At 49.9% G+C, this 21,012-nt stretch carries 19 protein-coding genes; 8 read left to right on the forward strand and 11 right to left on the reverse strand.

Features of this window, described 5'->3' with window-relative positions; genetic code table 11:
- Positions 1-41: 41 nt before the first annotated feature.
- Together Mal48_RS07005 and Mal48_RS07010 are read right to left on the reverse strand one after the other, a co-directional pair.
- On the reverse strand, positions 42-989 hold the full coding sequence (locus Mal48_RS07005; protein WP_145197429.1) for a DUF4349 domain-containing protein: 948 nt from the start codon (positions 987-989) through the stop codon (positions 42-44).
- A gap of 134 nt (positions 990-1,123) precedes the next feature.
- The gene (locus Mal48_RS07010) at positions 1,124-1,843 is read right to left on the reverse strand and encodes a sugar phosphate isomerase/epimerase family protein (protein WP_231740014.1); all 720 of its coding nucleotides are present in this window, start codon (positions 1,841-1,843) and stop codon (positions 1,124-1,126) included.
- Positions 1,844-2,381: 538 nt separating this feature from the next.
- Here Mal48_RS07010 and Mal48_RS07015 point away from each other — a divergent pair.
- Positions 2,382-3,182, forward strand: a complete 801-nt coding sequence (locus tag Mal48_RS07015; protein ID WP_145197431.1) for a Nif3-like dinuclear metal center hexameric protein — start codon at positions 2,382-2,384, stop codon at positions 3,180-3,182.
- Positions 3,179-3,598: a DUF983 domain-containing protein gene (locus Mal48_RS07020; protein WP_145197432.1), complete on the forward strand. Its 420-nt coding sequence runs from the start codon at positions 3,179-3,181 to the stop codon at positions 3,596-3,598. Before Mal48_RS07015 ends, Mal48_RS07020 begins: the two co-directional genes overlap by 4 nt.
- Before the next feature lie 5 nt (positions 3,599-3,603).
- Here the strand turns inward: Mal48_RS07020 and Mal48_RS07025 are convergent, their stop codons facing one another.
- The 6 genes from Mal48_RS07025 to Mal48_RS07050 all read right to left on the reverse strand — a co-directional run bounded on the left by Mal48_RS07025 (position 3,604) and on the right by Mal48_RS07050 (position 11,000).
- Positions 3,604-4,461: a ferritin-like domain-containing protein gene (locus tag Mal48_RS07025; protein WP_231740015.1), complete on the reverse strand. Its 858-nt coding sequence runs from the start codon at positions 4,459-4,461 to the stop codon at positions 3,604-3,606.
- Positions 4,462-4,644: 183 nt separating this feature from the next.
- Positions 4,645-5,964, reverse strand: a complete 1,320-nt coding sequence (locus Mal48_RS07030) for a BBP7 family outer membrane beta-barrel protein (protein WP_197442133.1) — start codon at positions 5,962-5,964, stop codon at positions 4,645-4,647.
- Between the two features lie 292 nt (positions 5,965-6,256).
- Positions 6,257-7,354 (reverse strand): glycosyltransferase family 4 protein, encoded by a 1,098-nt coding sequence (locus Mal48_RS07035; RefSeq protein WP_145197434.1) that lies wholly within the window; start codon positions 7,352-7,354, stop codon positions 6,257-6,259.
- A gap of 354 nt (positions 7,355-7,708) precedes the next feature.
- Entirely contained in the window at positions 7,709-8,443 is a 735-nt protein-coding gene (locus Mal48_RS07040) for a hypothetical protein (RefSeq protein ID WP_145197435.1), read from the reverse strand.
- 264 nt (positions 8,444-8,707) lie between these two features.
- On the reverse strand, positions 8,708-9,730 hold the full coding sequence (gene floA / locus Mal48_RS07045; RefSeq protein WP_145197436.1) for a flotillin-like protein FloA: 1,023 nt from the start codon (positions 9,728-9,730) through the stop codon (positions 8,708-8,710).
- A 109-nt stretch (positions 9,731-9,839) separates the two neighbouring features.
- The gene (locus Mal48_RS07050) at positions 9,840-11,000 is read right to left on the reverse strand and encodes a GspE/PulE family protein (RefSeq protein WP_145197438.1); all 1,161 of its coding nucleotides are present in this window, start codon (positions 10,998-11,000) and stop codon (positions 9,840-9,842) included.
- A gap of 571 nt (positions 11,001-11,571) precedes the next feature.
- Here Mal48_RS07050 and Mal48_RS07055 point away from each other — a divergent pair.
- Both Mal48_RS07055 and Mal48_RS07060 read left to right on the forward strand, forming a co-directional pair.
- Positions 11,572-12,792, forward strand: a complete 1,221-nt coding sequence (locus tag Mal48_RS07055; RefSeq protein WP_145197440.1) for a family 16 glycoside hydrolase — start codon at positions 11,572-11,574, stop codon at positions 12,790-12,792.
- 253 nt (positions 12,793-13,045) lie between these two features.
- Positions 13,046-14,479, forward strand: a complete 1,434-nt coding sequence (locus Mal48_RS07060) for a hypothetical protein (protein WP_145197442.1) — start codon at positions 13,046-13,048, stop codon at positions 14,477-14,479.
- Between the two features lie 128 nt (positions 14,480-14,607).
- Here Mal48_RS07060 and lipA read toward each other — a convergent pair whose 3' ends face one another.
- Positions 14,608-15,585 (reverse strand): lipoyl synthase, encoded by a 978-nt coding sequence (lipA, locus tag Mal48_RS07065; RefSeq protein ID WP_145197444.1) that lies wholly within the window; start codon positions 15,583-15,585, stop codon positions 14,608-14,610.
- The gene (locus Mal48_RS07070; RefSeq protein WP_145197446.1) at positions 15,578-16,324 is read right to left on the reverse strand and encodes a lipoyl(octanoyl) transferase LipB; all 747 of its coding nucleotides are present in this window, start codon (positions 16,322-16,324) and stop codon (positions 15,578-15,580) included. The genes lipA and Mal48_RS07070 overlap by 8 nt, the downstream gene beginning before the upstream one ends.
- Positions 16,325-16,932: 608 nt before the next feature.
- On the opposite strand from Mal48_RS07070, the gene tilS reads away from it, so the two are divergent.
- From tilS to Mal48_RS07090, 4 genes are all read left to right on the forward strand, one after another.
- Entirely contained in the window at positions 16,933-17,949 is a 1,017-nt protein-coding gene (gene tilS / locus Mal48_RS07075; protein WP_145197448.1) for a tRNA lysidine(34) synthetase TilS, read from the forward strand.
- 323 nt (positions 17,950-18,272) lie between these two features.
- Positions 18,273-18,740, forward strand: coding sequence for a transcriptional regulator NrdR (gene nrdR / locus Mal48_RS07080; protein ID WP_145197450.1), 468 nt, complete (start codon positions 18,273-18,275; stop codon positions 18,738-18,740).
- Positions 18,676-19,158: a hypothetical protein gene (locus Mal48_RS07085; protein ID WP_145197452.1), complete on the forward strand. Its 483-nt coding sequence runs from the start codon at positions 18,676-18,678 to the stop codon at positions 19,156-19,158. The genes nrdR and Mal48_RS07085 overlap by 65 nt, the downstream gene beginning before the upstream one ends.
- A 241-nt stretch (positions 19,159-19,399) precedes the next feature.
- Positions 19,400-20,164, forward strand: coding sequence for a (Fe-S)-binding protein (locus Mal48_RS07090; protein ID WP_145197454.1), 765 nt, complete (start codon positions 19,400-19,402; stop codon positions 20,162-20,164).
- A 23-nt stretch (positions 20,165-20,187) separates the two neighbouring features.
- Here Mal48_RS07090 and Mal48_RS07095 read toward each other — a convergent pair whose 3' ends face one another.
- The gene (locus tag Mal48_RS07095) at positions 20,188-20,757 is read right to left on the reverse strand and encodes a Uma2 family endonuclease (protein ID WP_145197456.1); all 570 of its coding nucleotides are present in this window, start codon (positions 20,755-20,757) and stop codon (positions 20,188-20,190) included.
- Between the last annotated feature and the right edge of the window lie 255 nt (positions 20,758-21,012).

Raw genomic sequence — 21,012 nt, forward strand, 5'->3', positions numbered from 1 at the left:
GATCTCAATCTGTTTGATGAAATTCAGGTTTGAAATCGTATTCACTGAATTTTTATTTTCCACCATTTTCGCCAACTCTGAATGAAGCTCGTCAAGAGTTTGTTCAGCCAGCTTGAACACCAGCGAACAATCAAGATAGCAGGTAAAATCAACACCAGCACCCATGGGAGGACCCCCACCAAAACGATTGCAAGAGTTCGGATGAATACGACCAGTCGGCTGATTGAGACGCTGAACGTTCGCTGAACTTCTGCCATGAATCCTAACTGCTGCTCTGGCTGGTAATCGCGGTATTCTTGAACGTGTAGCGTTACGGTGGAGAAATCGACTTGGTGAGTCAGTAACCGCATTCGTCCTTGCATGCTTTCCAGTTCCGTGCGGATTCTCATCAATTCTTTTTCGACAGCCAGTGTCTCCTCGAGTTTTGCGGTATCTTCTTCCAGGTGCTTGAGCATCCGCGCCTCTTCCTGCTTCTTCGTGCGGATGCGCCCTTCCAGGTCATAATACTGAGCGGTCACTTCGGTTGAGTTTTCATTTTGAGACTGCAGTTCTCCAAGTTTTCCCGCTTGATCCAGAAAGTCAGCATACTTCCGAATCGGAATTTTGATGACCCATGTTCCGGAACGTCGAGTTCCTGAGATTCCATCCAGGCTTGAACTGGCAACATAACCGCCGTGTGCCTTCACGATATCTTTAACCCGTGCCGGAATATCATCAAAAGAGGTCACCTCGATGCGGAGTTCAGACTCATAGATGATTTTTCTCTCGACCGCTGAATCTTCGCTCACTTCGGGATCGAGTGAACTTCCCTCAGTCGGGACTTGATTCATCGCGATTTCATTGAAGTCGCTGACGTCCTCTGAACCTGTCGAGGCGAACTGTTCTGACTTCGACAGGGACATCGATTCGGATGAGCCACACCCAGAAGCAGAGACGCAAAAAATGATGGTCCACAAAGAGACAGAGCAGAAGAGCGCGATCGCTTTCATATCATCCTCCAAGAGTGAGTTGCTATGAAAGTACAGATGCGCCAGCTATGGGAAAATTCCCAGGAATTTCCTATTTATGGAAAACCGATTCGTCAGAGAATGCAATCGTGAGGCAGGCTCGAAGCAACTTGAGCTTATTCCATCGGGATCAGATTTCGCAGATACTGGATGGCTCGCATTGAGTCTCCGATCTTATCATTTCCCGTTGAACGTCGAACGTTTAACCAGCCGGAGTATCCCATTTCTTCAATGAGACCCGCGATCTCGTCCCAGTCGATCTCACCCCGACCGACAGGAACTTCTTCGCCAACTCCATCAACGTCGCGGACGGCATCTCGAATATCAATATGTTCAATCACCTGGTTGAGTTCGCGCAACTGCTTTACTGGTGATCGGCCAGAAAGAACCCAGCTTCCCAAATCGGCATCAACTGCAATCGGCCCGGTCTTGATTTGATTCAGGAATGAGAGCAAAGTCTCTGCGGAATCACCGGCCGGAATCACGCAAATCGTCACTCCGTAGTGGTTCGCATGAGTGACCAAATCTCGCATGATCGGAAAAATCACCTGCTTGGCTTCTTCTGACTCCAGATCGGGAAGGCGACCGAGTCTGATCGTCAACGTTCGCAACTTCATCTGTGAAGCAAACAGGATTGCATTCCGCACTGCTTCAAGTCTTTGTTCAAGGCGCTCATTCTCAAATAAAGAACTCCGCAGAGAAAAATGCGCAGAAGCAGGTTGAAGATTTCTCTCGTTCAAATAATTCTGAAGTTGCCTTCGCGCTGTCGATCCATAGTCCGCAGGTCGTAGCTGACTTCGCAAATCGAATTGGACGCCCTGAGCTCCGATTTTCATCGCTGAGTGCAAAGCACTGCGAATATCCTGATCGAACTCGTAAGTAGCAACGGAAATTTTCACGCGAAACACAATTGAACCTTTTGATCGGTGTCTGCTGAGATGTTCTCGAACTTCTCAACGGACGTTTGGATTTCATTAGCGACCAGGTGACGTTGAGCCGCTTCAGTAGACATCATACCTCTCTGCATGGTGTGTCAATGATGAGAGAGGTTTCTCCCTTTTGTACCAAAACTGACAATCTGAATCTTGAACTGGTGTTCGGCAACCGTTCGCCGGATAGAATAGTTGTTCAGAGCAAATTCAAAATCTGTATTTGTCCGTTCTGCCTCGTTGCGAACAGCATTTTTGTTAGAGAAATGCGTTCTTCACGGGCACGCGGTAGAGCAAACTGCTCGAAAGTCTGAATTAGCTTTCATAAACACTGAGGAAAATGACCATTCCACAAGTTTCCGGACTGGTTCACGTGTCATGAAGAGTGCGGTGACCTGCGAGGGCATCCAACATCGTTCCTGAAAATCCGACATCGATTATGTCCATGAAATTAAAGAAACTCATTGAGTACCTTGGAGAGTTTGCACCGCTTGAACTCGCTGAGGACTGGGACAATGTCGGTCTCTTGGTTGGGGATGAGAATGCGGAAGTTTGCAGGGTCTTGACCTGTTTGACCCTGACTCCGGATGTGGTTGTCGAAGCCATTGAACATCAGGCAGAGCTTATCGTTTCTCACCATCCGATCATGTTTCGGTCAATCAATAAAATTACCTCGCAGAACAGCGAGGGGCGAATGCTGCTCGACCTCGTCTCCAACAAGATTGCGGTTTACAGCCCACATACTGCTTTTGACAGTAGCGCACTCGGCATTAACGAACAGTTGGCTACGGACCTTGGACTGGCGTCGATCAAACCGATTCGGCAAATCGAGGGTGAAGCTGTCCCGCCTGGATCAGGCAGTGGGCGATATGGAAAGTTGAAACACGAAATGGAGTTGGAGAAGTTTCTTGTTCACGTGAAGAAGACTCTTCAGATTCCGTTCCTGCAATATACCGGTGGCCTCTCTCAGAAGATCAGCACCGTTGGTGTCGCCTGTGGTTCAGCGGCGGAGTATTTGCAGGACGCAGCACGCCTTGGTTGCGACGTCCTGGTCACTGGAGAAGCCCGCTTTCATGCCAGCCTGGAAGCTCGGAGTCTTGAGACGGCAATGGTCCTGACTGGGCACTTTGCATCTGAAAGACCAGCTGTTGAACGGCTTGCCGTTTTGCTGGCAGAAGAATTCCCGAATCTTAAAACCTGGGCTAGTGAAATCGAATCAGACCCTGTTCAATGGAGTGTCTCATGAATGACACAGACGTAGCCAAGTCGAAGCACGAAGAGGTCCCGGAAAAGGGACCCCGTCCACTCCCTGAAGTCCTTCTTTGGCGGGGAGTCCGTCTGAGATGTCCTCGTTGTGGGGAAGGTCGTCTCTACCGGAATTACATCAAGATGAATGACTGCTGTTCGAGTTGCAGCTTGAAGTTGAAACGAGAACCGGGGTACTACCTGGGAGCGACTTATTTCAACTACGGTGCCACAGTTCTGAGTATGTCAGCCATGTTTTTGTTCTTCCGCCTTGGAATGAACATCTCGGTCGATACGATCCTTTGGCCGCTGTTCACGTTTTGTCTCATTTTTCCACTGCTCTTTTTCCGGCACGCACGAGCGCTATGGTTAGCGTTCGATTGCCAGTTTGACCGCTCGGTCCTTGATGAGAAGTAAGCCAGTTACGATTTGTGTGTCGTATCTTCAGCAGATTCGAGCCGATCGATAAATTCGTCCGTCATTCCGGCTTGCTGGCGGGCTTGGCGTTGGAAGTCTTCGCCGCGAGCTTTTTCGGGGCGAAGGGGCCAGTGCAGATGCTTTTCGAAAGCTTCCCAGTCTGAGAGTTCTTCAGGCTTCAATTTGCGAAGCCATTCGAGACCGAAGCGGACGTGTTCGATTTCATCATCATGAATCGCCCGCATGATATGCGCGCTGCGTGTATCTCCGACGGCATTGAACGCCGTTTCCAGCTCGATCGTATGGTCCAGGTTTCTGCCTTCGAACACGAGTGGTAACCCGGCGAGGTAGTCGAGGACGTTCTCGAAGTCCATGGCCTTCTTCCAGATGTAGCAGTTGACTGGAAGGTCACCAAATTGAACGCCTAACTTGGCGGCTCTTTCGGCGTGCATCCGTGTGTGTCTTTGCTCATCAACCATGATGCGCGCGAGCCCGTGGCGAAATTCGCTGGGGGCGTCGGGAAAGGCGAGAAGAGTCCAGGCCATCACTTCGAGTGCCTGCAGTTCATGGTTCGCGAGAATATGGTGAGCGACTGCTCGTTTGCGAGGGTCGATGAGAGATTGAGGAGACGGAAGGCGAGGAGCAGCACGGCGTTCGGCGAACTGTAAGTTCGGTGGACGGTTCGGCTCTTCTACACGCACTGCCTCACCGGGGAAGTCATCAGTCATCTCGGTGGAGATTGCATTGACTTTTAGAGCGAGTTCGGTTGAGAGGAGAACGCGCTCGGCGAACTCTCGGATTTCCATAGCTTGCTGTCCAGAATGAATGTTCGTCGGAGACATCAGGTATGACCGTATGAGCATCGTCACTGAGTGACTCTCTCAAATACTGTCACTGAGTGACCCTCGGAGCAGTCTCACCTAAAGCAGTTTGCTCTGCTGTGTGCCCGTGAAGAACGCATCTCTCTAATAAAAATGCTATTCGCCAAGAGGCAGATCCTGCAAACCAATCCGAAAGATGCTCAAGCTGTCATCAATCTGGACATCTTACGGGAATAGGAATTCAATTCCAACGACGAGACCTTGAGCATAGAAGTTCGACAACTCATTCCGTGTGCCAATGATCGGAGGATCATTCACAGAAGCTGGAGCGTTGTAATCGATATTGTCATATGCTCGGGAGAATCCAGTTCCAGCGAGAAGCTGGTATGAAAGCACAAGGTTCAGGTTTTCTGTCGCTTGATACTTTCCGTAAACCGAAAAGTCGATCATTGGAGCAAAGCGAGTATTCTCGTCTGTGCTTGTCACAGGAAGTTCATCCACTGTGAAAATTTGGGCAGTGTTGACTTGATCCTGAAGGCGATTGATTCCGAACAGGAATTTGAAGTCAGTCCCCAAAGTGAAACGTTTGATCTTACTCTCTGCTCGAAAACCGACTTGTGGGCCAAAAATGTGGTTTTGAGAGAGCGAGTTGATTCGGTGGTCCAGAATGGTCGTCGGATCATTTAATGGATCAGGAATGTCCTGTCCTGAGATCGACAGTTTTTCTTCCATGCTGAGGTATCGAAAACCTGCGATGGGGCGAATGAGCATCGATGCATTGGGAGTCATCGGATTCGCAATCAGGTTGGTCTCTATGCCGTAGATATTTGTTGTCAGAGAAGCTCGCATCCCCTCGCTAAAGAGAATCATGGTGTTATTGTTCACAACTCCATTGTTCAACAAGGTGACAGCTCCGATGAGCGTTGTGTTCTGGAATGCGAAGTTGTCCACGAATGGGTCAACCTTCACGAGATCGTTAAATTCTTCCAGGACAAATGCACTCGCCTCGAAATCACCAATCGTCAGCGGGATTCCAAAAGTTCCTCGAAATCCGTTGAGTCCTGATTCTTGTGCTTCCCCAATACGTGGAACCACAGCAACTGTTTGAGGACGAGCTCCGAGAATACGGTCTTGAGCATCTAACCGGCGTTGTCGATCTTGCCCGGAGAGATCATAGGGGACGCCAGCTGCGTTGGGAGCGACCGGTGCGCCGAGAAGAGTGTCGTCGGCACCTCGGATTTCCCAATGCAGGACATCAAAGCGAACCCATGCTTTGTTGACTTTGTTACTAAGAATGTTTCCCAGACGTGTGTCAGGGCCGAACATCCATCCGTTATCGTCGGGCGTCAGTTGTGCATACGGACCACCTTGGCCACCTCTGTAATAGCCCCCTGCTCCCATCCCAGCGTATTGCTGTGAAGGACCGGGGCTCCCGAGGTATCCTGTATTTTGAAATCCTGATTGCGGATATTGCCCCTGTGCAAAACCTGCCAATGGCAGGAAACTGCTGATGACAAGAACAATTCCGCTCAACCAACGAGTCATAGTGCCGATCCTGGTCGAATCTTTTCCGCTGTTCCGTTTTCCGCAACTGGCAAATGGAGATATCACAGGCATTTGATCTTTGCGGTCAATGGTTCACGTTGTCCAAATATGGGGTGTAGCGAGACCGTTCGGTAGCGCACCTCCACTCCGTGTCACTTGTATCGGCCACGGGGAAATGAGAACTTGGGTGAACTTTGAGGATTTTGACGATCGAAGCGGTTTTGACGAACGGTTCAGCGACTCATTGAGAGTTGGTTTTAATTCGCAAACCCTTTCTGTTAAGCGGCTTACGTCATTGTTCGGATGGTCGGTTCGTCTTCAAGATTTCCTGATAGATGGAGAGCATCGACTCGGTCATTTTTGAGGCGAGGAAATTCTCTCGGATGTGATCTCTTCCAAGTCGCCCAATTTCCCTGGCTTGGTGACGATGAATCAAAAGTTCGTGAAGTTTGGTAGAGAGTTCTTCAACGTCAGCTGCTGTGACGAGGAGCCCCGTCACGCCGTCATCCACAATATGGGCAACGCCATCAATGTCTGAACTGACGACGGGCAACCCGGCAGCCATGGCTTCGAGTAAGATCAGTTTTGAACCTTGTCGCAGTTCCGGGAGGACAAACAGGTCAATGGCCTGAAACACCTGCCGAAAGTTTTCAAGATGCGGGAGAATCGTCAGCGATTGGCTGATCTTCAACTCTTCAGCCAGCTGTCTTAGCGACTTTTCTTCTGGACCCGAACCAGCAATGAGGAAAAGAACATCTGGATGCTTTTCCAGGATAGCCTTGGCGGCCCATAAAAAGTGGTTCAGCCCTTTCTCCTTCTCAAGTGGTCCTGCTGTCCCAATGACCGGTGGTCGATCTTCGGGGAGAATCGGTTGAAGGTCTTCCTCTCGAGGAATGCTCACCCCGTTCTGGACGACACTGACCAACTCTTCCGGGAGTCCGGTCTGGTTAAGGAATTGTTGTCGAATCGAGTCACTGACTGTAATGATTCTCCGGCACCAGCGAAGGTCGACTTCAAACTGCCCATCGGCAGGAGGAATGTCATGAAGGTGCAAGACGTACGGGGTTTCGATTTCTCGTGCGAGCCTGGACCCGAGTTGGTGCATGTGGCGATGCTGTATATCAATCAGGTCCGGCCGATTCTTCAAATATTCTCGTTTGATGAATCGAGCAGAAATTCGGGACAGGATGGGAACCTGCAAGTATGGATCGACATAGATTGAGTTTCTGCCGATCTTTTCTGCCAGTGAAGGAGGTGGATTTGCAGAGAGAACTCGAATTTTGACAGCTTCCTCAGGCAGAGCTTGAATGATCGACATCGATCGCTGGTAGCGTCCGCGAAGTTCGAAGCTTCCGAGAATGAACAGGAGATCAATCGCTTTTGTCGCCACTATTTACAATGTATTTCTAAGGAGGAGCCCGGTCGAAGATGACGCGAGTTGACCACTGGAAATCGCAGCAAGGAACTTAAGGCCCAACAGCGATGAGTTTCTTTTTCATTCAGAAAACGTAGGCTGTGAGGGATGTCTTCATTGCGTCAGGACAATTGTATTGCCTGTCGCGTTTCATGCTTGTTGTGCTCATGAGATCACAGACATGGCTTCATAGACTGCTCGCCGAAAGACGGATTTCTAGGTCAACTTTCGAATTGGTGTTCAGGCTCAGCCTCAAGGCGGACAGCAGTTTTACTGGTGAAGTGCAATTTACAAAGGGCGATAGCCAAGCCGACTCTCCGTTAGCCACGGTTAATCTTTGCTGTTGTTTCTCAATGCTTTGGGAGGAGAGAGAATCTCGTTAAGAACCACAGCATTTCGAATTCCCGCCCTTGAGTTCAGCAACGCAGCGAACGAGTTTTTATTCGATTTGCGTTTACTAACTTTGGTGACTCCCCCGATTTGTCCAATGACAGTCGGGCTGGAAGTTGCGGTGACATGCGGGAGGTGAGGGACATGGGATTTGACGTGCTCATCGATCGACTGTGACACCTTTTGCGGAGCCTGTGCTGCCGCTGCCGAGGCTTGTTGAGATTGCTTCGACCTGCTTTTTGACGACTCAATGCTGCTTCTTTGGCTCGAATCAGGCCGTTTTCTCGTTGGCTTGGGCTTTGCTGGCAACGGGTTCGACCGAGGTGGCTGTTGCCCAGCTTGTTCAGCCAGAATTTCGTCTCTGGTTCTGCGCCGTCGCGGTGGAGGTGGTCGACGGGAAGGAGGCGGTGAGATGACCTCGACCTCTTCGGTTCCCGATGGCCTCGAAGGTCTTGAGACACGGCCACCTTCGCGGCGGGATTGCTTCAAGAACTGGTCGATTTCGTTTTGTACACCGCTTTGTCTTGGTGTCGGACGCCGCTGTTGTGGGCCTCGTTGATTCTTCGGGGGCTGATTTTGGCTGACCAGATTGACAATCCAACCCATCAGGGCAATCAGGAAGACAACGATCCCAAAAAAGCTTTCGAGATCAGCGAGCAGTAAATATGGCGTCATGTCTTCTATCACCTCTGTTGATTGGTGAAAGGCGAAATCAAAATGATGTGCGTCCGTTTATTAGAGCAGTTTGCTCTATCGTGTGCCCGTTAAGAAAGCATTTTTAGAACCAGTCCGGAAACTTATGAAATGATGAATTTTCTCAGTGTTTGAGAGCACAAGTTCAGGTTTCAGGATCAGTTCTAGTAAAAATGCTGTTCGACACGAGGCAAATCCTGCAAACGCTGTGAAAAAACGCCCATTCCACACGTTTCCGGACTGGTTCTAGTTTTCTGGTTGATGAGCGACTTCGTCTCCCATCCCGGCAATGGCAGATCGCATTGATGTGTCCGCCTGGACGTTTTTAAGTTCATAGTAATCGAGCAAACCGAGTTTTCCAGAACGAAACGCCGCCGCAATTGCTTCAGGAACTTCTGCTTCGGAAAGCACGACAACAGCACGATTCTGTTGAGTTTTCGCGACCATTTCCTGTTCTTGAGCTGCAAACTCCGCACGTCGTTGTTCTGCTCGAGCCTGAGCGACTCGCATGTCGGCTTCGGCTTGATCAGCCTGAAGTCTCGCCCCGATGTTCTCTCCAACATCAATATCAGCAATATCAATGGACACGATTTCGAAAGCTGTTTGTGCTTCCAAGCCTTGGTTGAGGACTGTTTTAGAGATCCGGTCAGGATTTTCGAGAACCTCGGCGTATGTCTTTGTGGAACCGATTGCTTGCACAATTCCCTGACCGACACGAGCAATCACAGTCTCTTCTGTTGCTCCCCCTACCAACTGCTGAATGTTTGTTCGTACAGTCACGCGTGCCCGAGCTTTTAACTGAATTCCGTCCGCAGCAACGGCATCAAGCGTGCCAGCATTCTTGCGAGGATCTGGGCAGTTAATGACCTTTGGGTAAACACTCGTTTTGACTGCGTCCAGAATGTCTCGACCTGCGAGATCGATCGCTTGAGCGACTTGCCAGTCCATGTCGATCTGTGCTCGATGAGCGGCGACGAGAGCCCGGATCACGTTGGGAACGTTTCCTCCGGCGAGGTAGTGGGCTTCAAGAGCTCGCGTCGAGATATCGTAGTGCTCTGTCAATCCGGCTTGCACAGCCATGATTTTACTTCGGACAATGACTGTCGGATTCACCTTTCGAATCGACATCATGATCAGGTTCGTCATCGAGACGCCGGCGCCGGTCATTTTGCACTGAACCCACAGGCCAAAATATCGTGCCAGCACTGCCATCATAATAAAGACGACAATGGCGCCGAAAACTAAGCCAATAATCCAAGCGCTATTCATCTCAGTTTATCCTGATTCAAGGTTTTACTTATTGGGGAAATAGCCGCAAATCCCTATGATATGTGTACTTCCGCTGTCGGGTGAAGTCAAGTCACGAGGGGAAACTCCATCAACTTCGTAGTGATTCCGAACCGAAGACCCGGTAGCATTCTTCAGTGGTCGTTTGGCCGGATTCAACCATTTTTTGAGCCTGCTGGAGCATTGGAATCATGCCTGAGGACAAGGCTGCACGTTCGAGAAATTGCACATCTTTCTTCTCCAGAATGGCATTGGTAATCTCTGAGTGTTCAATTCGGAGCATTTCTGCCACGACGATGCGGCCTGAGTACCCCGTCATCCGACACTCCTGGCATGGGCTCGCTTCAGCCTGCCGACATTGACACGATTTTCGAAGTAATCGCTGAGCTAAAACTGCAGAAAGTCCACTCCGGAGGATATACGGTTCGATTTTCATGTCTGCTAACCGTCCCAGTGCTGCCGCCGCGGTCCCTGCATGGAACGTCGACAAAACCAGGTGACCGGTGAGTGATGCCTGAAAAACGATGCCGGCGGTCTGTTTGTCGCGGATTTCTCCAACCATAATGACATCGGGGTCCTGTCTCATCAGTGAAATCAGCCCTCGTTCGTAGGTAAAGTCGCTTTCTGGCTTGATGGCTGATTGTGAAATTCCGGGGAGAATTGCTTCAACGGGGTCCTCAAGCGTACAGATGCTTCGCAGTGAGACGCTTGTGGTCAGAATGTGACGGATCGCTGCGTAGAGCATGGTCGTTTTGCCAGAGCCTGCTGGCCCACATGTCAGTAACAGGCCTGATGTCTGTTCAAGTATGTTGCGAATGGAGTTTTGGATCTCTGAGTCGTATCCAAGGTCCTCGATGGTTCGGTACTCTCCCGAGCCAACGAAAAAACGAACGACTGCTTTCTCTCCGTGAACGGTCGGAAACGTACTGACACGAATTTCCGAATCGGTCGGCTCTCCTTTGACACGACCTTCCTGCGGAACATCAGTTCGGTACGTCAACAAATTTGCGACGACTTTGAGCCGCGTCACAATGTTGACTCCTCCAGCGATGCGATCCGCAGCTTCCAAAACGCCATCAATGCGAAAATAGGGAATCAGTCCGTTTGGAGTTTTGTCAGGAATCAGGTGTAAATCGCTCGCTTGACGTCGAATCGCCATGTCCAACAGGACATCGACTGCATGAACTGCGTACTTTTCTTCACCGGCCTGATATGGGGCCAAAAGAGATTGAAGTTCTTCGTTGAGTGTCATGCTTCGCTTCTTCTAAAAACGACCGAGAGGCACCCTTGCCTCGAGCAGATTGCTCTACCGTTGTGCCCGTGAAGAACGCATTTTTCTAGAACTGATCCTGAAACTTGAAATTGCTCTCTCAAACGTTGAGGAAAGCGACCATTCCAGTGGTTTTCGGACTGGTTCTGGTAAAAATGCTATTCGCCACGAGGCAGATCCTGCAAACCAACTTGAAAGATGCTCTCACGGTCTCATGAACGTAGGAAACTGTGAGTCAGATGAAAAAACTCGCTTAGATCTTAAAAGATTTCCAGGAATCATCCCTCATCAATAGCCGCTGATGAACTTTGACGTCAGTCCCATGTTCGGCAGAGCTTGCCGTCAGGGACTCAAAAAACTGTCTGAGGCAATTCTGCTGCTGCAATGGTATGCATTGGCTGATATCGTCGCGAATGCCAGTCGGTCCCGCTGCGCTTCAGTAGGGCTCTAAGGCCCGAAACTGTTCTGAGGCAATGAGACAATTTTTTCAGGGCATGATCGTTTCATAAGGAATGGCCACTTCCATCAGGTTCAATTCAGGATATCGTCCGCCGTGATTCTTAAAAAATCGATTCTTCTGACCGGACTCGCTTGCGCACTCACTACGAGTGGAATCGCTATTTGCGATGATGAGATTTCTTCAGATTCACCAAAAACAAGTGAAAATAAACCTGAAGTGTTACAGCCAGCCTCTCGCCCTCCTGTTTTGCTGGCTCCTCCTAAAACTACAACTCCGGTTTCAACCGACGATCCTCCCGAAGCCAGAAAGGTCTCACCCACTGCCAAGCTTTCGCCCAGCGATTCGAATGTCAGCAGAACTTTAAATGGATTGAAAACGTCGAACGGGTCTTTGGAGCAAGGATTTGTCTCTCTGCTTTCTGGCGAAGGTCTGGCTGGCTGGGTTGTTCATGAAGGGCGAGCTGATGCCTGGAAACAAGATGGAGAAACAATCTCTTGCACCGGTGCAGGTGGAGGATGGCTACGAACAGAAAAAGAATACAGCGACTTTCAGCTGAAATTTGAATACAAACTTCAGCCTGGTTGCAATACCGGGCTTGGAATTCGTTGCCCCAGTGATGGGAATCCGACATTCACTGGAATCGAGTTGCAACTTCTGGACGACACGGCAGAGAAGTACAAAAGCTTGCGAGCAGATCAATATACCGGGAGTCTCTACTATCAGGTCGCTCCTCAAACAAAACCTGAGTTGAAACCTGCTGGCGAATGGAATGAATGCGAAGTCATCTGTCTTGGCGATCAGATTACAGTGAAAATGAACGGGCAAGTTGTCAATAATATCAATCTAGCGAGACCGACTGGTGAAAAACCAGGTACGGAAAAGACCTGGAAGCTGGCAGAACGTCCGCCATTGGGGCATCTGGCACTTCAGAGTCACCCTTCTCAAGTCGAATTTCGAAACTTGCGAGTCAAAGACCTTTCCATCGAGACCACTTCCGGCGTTCGGTATGTCAACCTTCAAGATGGCGAAGGGGAAGTCTTTACTGATGCGAAGATGGTCACCGTGCACTACGTCGGTCAACTCCTCGATGGAACTCGCTTTGGAGATACTCGTGATCTCGGAGAACCAGTCTCAGTCCCTGTTGATGGGATCATCGATGGTTGGAAGCACGGGATTGAAGGGATGAAAGTGGGTGGGCGGAGAAGACTGATTGTTCCGCCTGAGATGGCTTATGGCAGCCAAGGTGTTCCAAACTTGATTCCACCGGGGGCGACTCTGGTTTTTGAGGTCGAATTGTGTGGCTTTGAGCGTTAACCTAGGATAAACGCCTTTTTATCATTCAACGCGATTGTTTATAGAACTGATCCTGAAACTTGAAATTGCTCTCTCAAACGTTGAGAAAAGCGGCTATTCCAGAGGTTTTCGGACTGGTTCAAGAATTTCTCCGCAAACCTGAGTTTAGGCTCTCACCATTCAGAGAGTTCCTCATTGGACAGGTTTTCGGTTGCTTCATATTTTGATAGATCATTTCTTCGCGTTGATTTGTTGGGCATCTTGGGGAATCGAAATGAGTGAATCTAAAGAAAGTCCGTGTCCCGATTGCGGGGAGATGGTACGTGTCAACTCGTTGCGCTGCTGGAACTGCGGCGCATTCATGAATCCAGAGCTGGAAGAAAAATATCTGGAAATGCAGGCCAAGCCGCAACAGACAATCTTCAGTGATCTTCCTGATAGTGAAGTCTCATCTTTAGCGGATGACGCCTCGACCGAAGAGGGAGGAGATGACGACTTCGAACTCTCCATGCCGTCGAAAACGCCTGCTGTCACCAACGAGGCGGGAGCACTTCCGTCTGATCTGAATGATCCTGCGTCAACAGATCCCGAGTCAAAACGGTCTGCAGAAGATGCTCCTGTCAAATCCACAGGCGACGACATCTTCAACATTGCAATGAAGGACGAGAAACAACTTCAAAAGCAACGTCGAAAAAGAGCCCAGCGAGGCGGGATGAAGACCCCTGGTGGCGGGCTCATCATCTTCTGTCCTTACGGTTGCCGAATCGTTGTGAAGGAATCGCACCGCGGAATGCAGGGAAAGTGCCCGGAATGCCGAGCACCGTTTATCGTCCCAGTCGATCCTCCGAACTTCCGCAAAGAAAAAACCTCGGACGATTCAAGCAGCAAAGAGGCCACAAAAGAAGGCTTCGAAGGCTGGTTGTCCGACTTGCACTTGCACAATGTGAATCCGGAAAAATTGAAGCTCAAAGCAGACAGCTTACTGAAAGAGTTCACACTCGCTGACTTCGGCTTCTCGGATGATCAACTCGTCGTCGCTGTCTACACCAAGAAAGCGCGTGCGGCACTCGGCAAAAGCGACGGGAAAAATGATCCCCGTACAGCCCTGAAAGCTGAGTTGCAGGCTGGCAAAAAAGGGGAGAATCCTGACCTCGCAGAAATGATGACTTTCTCGAAAGATGACTTGGCACAAATCAAAGTTGTGCAACCAGTCGCATCACGTGCCGACTCGATCTTTCATGGAATTACCGTTTTCGGAGAGGGCCGGATTTCAATTCAACTGCCGCACGTCGAAGGCAAGAATGAGATTCTGTATGTCTCGATGGGACTGACGCAATTCTGGGAATTCCAAAAGCTCGTAGAAGAAAAATACGGCGTGACATCACTCGGAGCCGGTGCCGGAATTCCTTCGGAGCATGAGTACGAGAGCTATCGCTGCCACTTCCTCGAAACACAAATCAAGGCTTTGAAAAACCTCGAATTTTACAAAGCCGACGAAACTGTCGAACTCGAAGCGGTCGGCTATCAATGTGGAAAATGTCAGGCGACTGTCAGTGAAGAAGGCCGCAAACGAGAGGGCCTGGGCGGGAAAACTGCTAAAGGAATTCCGAAAGCTAAATGCCCGAAATGCAGCAGTAAGATGGGCGACAACACGCTTTACGGAATCAAACAAGAAGCCGAAGAGCCTGCAACCGCTGGAGCGATGTAAGCAGTTGAGTGCATCTCTTTGACATCAGTGAAATGAAAAGCCCGCAGGAACAATCTGTTCCTGCGGGCTTTTTGAGCAATTTCGATTCTTCGATTTCGATTTTTGTTGTGCCCGTGGAATATCAGCGCTTACTTCACTGATGAGATCACAGTCCCGGTGGACATGTCGTTCACCATTTCGCCTGCGTGATAGCTCGAACGGACGAACGGGCCGCAAGCGACCATGCTAAAGCCAAGTTTGTGGCATTGCTGGGCAATCTCTTCAAATTCCTCAGGCGGAACATAACGCTCGACAGGAAGAAGTTCGGGCCCTGGATTCAAGTACTGTCCGATGGTGATCATGTCGACACCGACGGATCGCAAATCAGCACAGGTGTCGATCACTTCTTCGATTGTTTCCCCGAGTCCCAGCATCAGCCCACTTTTGGTCGGCATATTGGGATCTTCTTCTTTGACTTGGGCGAGCAAGTCAAGAGTTCGCTGATAGACAGCATTCCGTCTCACACGGTCATACAAGCGTGGGACTGTCTCGGTGTTATGGTTGAAGACATCAGGCTTGGCTTGAACGACGCGGCTGATCGCTTCACGGTTGCCGAGGAAGTCTGAGGTGAGAACTTCGACAGCGGCACCGGTCCGTTCACGAACCTTCAGGACGCACTGATAGAAATGTTCTGCACCACCATCAGGAAGATCGTCGCGTGTGACACATGTGATCACGACGTGCTTGAGTCCCAAACGGGCAGCTGCTTCAGCAACGCGATCCGGTTCGTCTTCTTCGACCGTTTCCGTTTTCCCCTTCGGGACCGAGCAGAACCCACAGGGGCGTGTGCAAACGTTCCCGAGAATCATGAACGTCGCTGTTTTCTGTGCCCAGCATTCTGTGCGATTCGGGCACTTGGCACTCTCGCAAACGGTCTCCAGATTCAAATCTTCGATGACGCTGGAGGTAAATCCCATCTCCGCACTCGGCATGGGGCGCTTGAGCCATTTGGGTAAACGGCGACGCGGCTTCGAACTCGCTGCCTCAGGAGTCGGGGAACTACCACAACCGCTGCCCGGTTGGTTTTCGGCAGTTTGCTTTGAATCGATAATCGGGAGATCAAACATGTTTTGCAACTTGTCGTGTGGTTTTCTTCAAGAGAGGGTGACCTGTAGAAACATCGGTCGTTTCATATCCGAATTGTTTCGAAATCGTTCGAATTAATGATTCTCGCAACTTCGACATTTGAACAGGAGGAATACGTTGAGCTTGAATGGAGATCGCTCGCTGATGATCTGAGTTCGGAACTGTCATTTCCAGAAAATCAGGCGAGATCGTCACATTCAAAAAGAGTCCATGATTTGACACCCACGATCGGACGCTTGAGCCGAAGAAAGCCAGTTGCCCTCCCCTGCCCCAGACTCCGGGAAACTCAGGGTGTCTCTTCGCCGGAATTTTGAGTTCATGGCAACTCTCGCAAGCTGCGGTCTCGATAAGTCGGCGATATTCGACCAGCCCAATCCCAAGCCGGTCCAGTGGTAGCATCAAATAGATTGCCAGCTGTCCCTGAGCATGTGCGTAAGCACCTCCACCACGAGAAATCCAGTAAACCGGAAGTTCCATGCGCTCGCGCTGCTCTTCGTCAATCAGAATTTCTGAAGTTTTTCCTTCTCGACCAACCGTGATCATAGGAGGATGTTCACACAAGAACAGCTTCCCTGAGAGATCTTTGCGACCGCTCATTTCGTATGTGACATACTCCTGCAAACCGAGAAACGCCGGGAAGTCGACCAGACCTAGAAGATGCACCTCAAGCGTTCCCGCATGAAGCGGGGGGACGTTCGATGTGATCGGTTGGCTGGACATTCTTCGTCTCAAGTTTCATTGGACTCTCGAGTGGTTTGCAGATCACAAAGGATCAGAACAAGCTCGCCCAATTCTATCAGGCATCCGGAGAACGAACAATCAGAAGGCGTTGATCTATGAGACGCCTCGGAAAAAGCTTGAGGAAAGAGAGGCTTCTCAGTCATTGGAGTCTTGTGGCTTCGGGTAAGAAAGCTTTGAGCTTCTTCAAGTATAGACTTTCGGCACAGGACTGGTCGCTGCAATCGAAAGTCCGAGGAACAGATGTTACTCTTTGCGATTCGAAGTATCCGCATCATCAACAGGAACCTGCCCGGTCTATGTTCAGCTGACCAGAGAAACAATTACGATACCGGTCCCGAAGGGACGTCCAAAAAACATTTGTCGCTGAATCGAAAACGAAACCGACGGGCCATTCCCGATGCGTTTTGTTTCTTGTCCCAGCCTCACGGAACGACTCACAGACCGCGAAGACACGTTTCGAAAAGACTTAGAACCAGTCCGGAAACTTCTGGAATAGTCGCTTTTCTCAACGTTTGAGAGAGCAATTTCAAGTTTCAGGATCAGTTCTTGAAGAACCTTGAAAACTGAAAGTGAATTGAAGAAGTCTCTTGCCGACCCTCCCCCTGAAAAAATTGCTGATTGAAACTCTCAAGCGACACGATATCAGAGATGAGTCGTTGCTCGTGGCGGTTTCGGGGGGGGCAGATAGTGTCTCTCTACTGCTGTTGCTCCACGATTTGCGTGAAGAACTCCAGTTGCAACTTTCAGTCGCGCATTTCGACCATCAACTGCGTGAAAGTTCCGCCGATGACGCGAAGTGGGTCGAAGCCTTATGTAATCAACTCGCAGTCCCTTGCGTGATCGGCCGGCCTGATCAGGATTCCGAATCAATGCAACAGGGAGGGATTGAAGAGTCTGCCAGAAAGCGACGGTATCACTTTTTTCAACAAGTCGCTGAACGCCACAAGATCAACTGGGTCGCCATTGCTCATACGGCAGACGATCAGGCCGAAACAGTACTGCACCATATTGCACGTGGAACAGGACTGAAAGGTTTGCAGGGAATCCCGGAAACACGAGAACTGACCGAGTCCGTCACATTAATTCGACCACTCCTGCAGGTGAATCGGTCTGAGTTGATCGCCGAACTCGCAAGTCGCCAGCAGGCTTTCCTTCAGGATGAATCAAACACCGATTTCTCGTTCACTCGAAACAGGATTCGCCACGATGTTCTCCCCTATTTGAAGGAGTCATTGAATCCGCAAATCGATCAGGCGTTACGACGACTTGCGAAGCAGGCACAAGAAGCCCAGTCTGCGATCGATGAACTGGCCCGGAACCTACTCGATCAATCTCTGACAAATTCTGAAAGCCTCAGGGACGGCCTCGCCTTTGTCCGTCTCTCGATCCCCGAGATGAAAAAGCAGCCTGTTGCGGTTGTGTCTGCGATGTTTCTGAAACTCTGGACCGAAAAGAAATGGCCTCGCAAACAGATGTCACATTTTCACTGGTCACAATTGACTGAAATGGCGACGACGAAGTCTCCTCAAGGTCTCGCTCTTCCCGGCGGAATTCAAGCGACGTGCAGACGGGACGTTCTTGAGATTCGGCTCCGTTCAGATTGAAAGCAATTTTGAATCGTCGAAGCCAAAGTCTCATTTCAAATCAAGAAAACAACAACTTTTATTGAGACGGCTACCGATTCCAAATTTTGATCACTGCGGAATTTTCAGGACTGGTAAGGTGGATGCGGCCCGCCTCGCTGAGCTCCACGTTTTTTCTGGCAGAACAGTCTCGTCGCAAGCTGACGACGCACGATGATCTTCGGATACAATTTGTGCGGTCTATCGAGAAATCTGAGGTTTCACTTCGCAATCGCTTGTGGTTTGGGTACGCTTCGGAAAGATTGAAGTGTGGGAAGATCTCCCTTTGAATAGAGAAGAGAAACATGTTGTGTCCATTTTGCCGCGATGGCGAGAGCAAAGTCGTCGACTCGCGCGGCAGCCAGGATTTTGTGATCCGACGACGACGGGAGTGCCTCTCCTGCGGTCGCCGGTTTACCACATATGAAAAGATTGAAGAGTCGCCGCTGAAAGTCATTAAAAAAGATGGGTCACGAGTCCCTTTCGATCGTGAACGGATTCGATCGGGTGTTGAAAAAGCCTGTTACAAACGCCCCATCAGCCCGGATCAAATTGAACAAATTCTGGATCGCGTCGAGCACACGGTCTACGAAACTTTTGAACGCGAAGTCCCTTCTCGATTTGTAGGTGAACAGGTTTGTGAAGCGTTGAAGCTCGTCGATCAGGTCGCCTTCGTTCGATTTGCGTCGGTGTACCGATCATTTCAGGATGTCAACGACTTTGTGGAAGAGCTACAAACTTTGCGACAACGGAGCAGCCGACTGGATGATTAAGCAAGGATTGTTAATCGGCCGCACGGACGGCATGGAACAAGCAGTGATGTGTTTGTTCAATCGGTGTGAACAGGCGAAATATTTTCGTCACCTGTCGGAGTTGTCGACACAAATAGATTCCGTACCAGAACTGATTCTCGTCTTGCAACAGTTCTCCGATGAGTACCATGAAGAACAGATCGAACATTTACTCACTGAGTATCCATTATCAAGAGTGATCTGCTGCTACGGTCCATGGTGCGTTTCAGACGGTCGAAATCACAATTTCTGGCCAATGGCCGTGCGTGTCCCGATTGCCGAAATTCAACAAAGAATTGAGCGAGAGATGGAAGTCATCGCAGGGAAACGTCCACCACTGGAACGGACCGCCGGACGTGATGAGATCTTTGCCTTTGAGCACGGAAACGATTTTCACTGAGGAATAAATTCAATGCTCTTGGGCACACCCGCAAAGGCTATTGGAAATGTCATGATTCCCGCGTTTTTTCGATCACTTGTACAGAGAGATAGAGCATTTTGTGAATTGGCTTCCGCGTCCTGTTTCGTAACGATGAGTCCATGAAGTGATGAATGTGAATTTCGCGGGCACGACAAGCACTTAAAATGCTATCACTGCGAAGCGTCCCTCTTGAGCACAGAATTTCGTAAGAAAGTGACTGATGAAAGTTGGCCTGTTTATCCCTTGTTATATCGATCAATTCTTTCCAAATGTTGGCCTAGCCACAGTGGAACTTTTGGAGCGATTCGGGTGCGAAGTCGATTATCCAGAGGCACAGACATGTTGCGGTCAGCCAATGGCTAACACCGGCTGTGTTGATGATGCCAAACCGCTTGCAAAAGCCTTCGTGGAAATCTTCGCTGACTACGAATACGTGGTTTGTCCATCGGGGAGTTGTGTCGCAATGGTCACTCACCATTACGATGAATACTTTGATCCATCAGATCCCGGTCTTAAAAACGTTAAGGAACGAACTTACGAGCTGACTCAATTTTTGACGGACGTGATTAAAGTTGAGTCATTCGATGTCAAGTTTCCCTATCGAGTCGGCCTGCACAATAGTTGTCATGGGTTGCGAGAACTACGCTTGGGAAGCTCATCAGAACTGATGATCGAAAGATATAGCAAAGCGGCCGATTTACTGAATCTCATCGAAGGCGTGGAACTGGTTGAACTCGAAAGAGTTGATGATTGCTGCGGATTCGGCGGGACCTTCGCAGTCAACGAAGAGGCTGTCTCGTGCATGATGGGCGACGATCGAATTCACGATCACGAACAGGCAGGTGCACAAATCATGACAGCTGGGGACATGTCTTGCCTGATGCATCTCGATGGGCTTTTGAAGCGCCAGAAGAAACCGATTCAAGTCATGCACATCGCTGAGATTCTCGCCGGCCACCAGCCGGAATCTGTTCCAAATTCCTGACTCACATTCCCTGCCCTCTCCGCTTAAGCCCAATCGGGGTCAGCGAAGATCTGTGCAACCTTGATGCGAAACCCCTGCAAGTCGGGAGCACCGTTCAGGATGTCGTTTTCATCCAGACGAATGGCCGAATGGTTTGTCTTCCGAAGAATGTGGATCGTGCGAGCATTGGGATCTGCAATCCAAACCGATTGGACTCCAGTCTTAAGGTACAGCGAGATCCTCTCACTAATCCCGGCGCGACGATCGCCAGTTGTAGCTAAATCGACAACGACGGTAGGTGTGGAATCAGTGTAATCGTTGTCCATCTCCGAGAAACGCTCTCCTTCGGTAAAGTAGCTGATGGCTGGGTAAAGAATCGTATCTGGTGAAGATTCCAGTTTCAGACCGAGATCGAAACAGGGATATCCATTCATTTCGGTATGAACATAGGCAGAAAACGCTTTGGAGAGATTCAGCACAATCGTGCCATGTTCGAGGTCCGGCGGCTGCAACGTGACAGGGACCCCTCGCACCAACTCTGCCCACTGCCCGGCATCCGGCAAGTCACTTCGTTTGAGAGAAAACTCCTCTGCTGTCATCGCTTGTTGAATCATGGTCGTCTCTATTTTCCGTAGTCAACTCTTCAAACGGGAAGTTACCCTCAACCTCGAAACCTGACGAAAAAAACTAAGGTCAGTTTGACCAGCTTTTAGCAATCTGTCCACAGAAGTGTAAATTCAAACCAGACCGGCGTTCAAAACCGCTCACCTGTCAACGTACACTCACCTGTCAACGTAATTGTATGTAAACTTCGGGAAGCCTGGACAGGATCTACAGCCCCTTCTTGGAGCGGAACCTGAATGAATCCG

The sequence above is a fragment of the Thalassoglobus polymorphus genome (assembly GCF_007744255.1).
GTDB classification, from domain to species: Bacteria; Planctomycetota; Planctomycetia; order Planctomycetales; family Planctomycetaceae; genus Thalassoglobus; species Thalassoglobus polymorphus.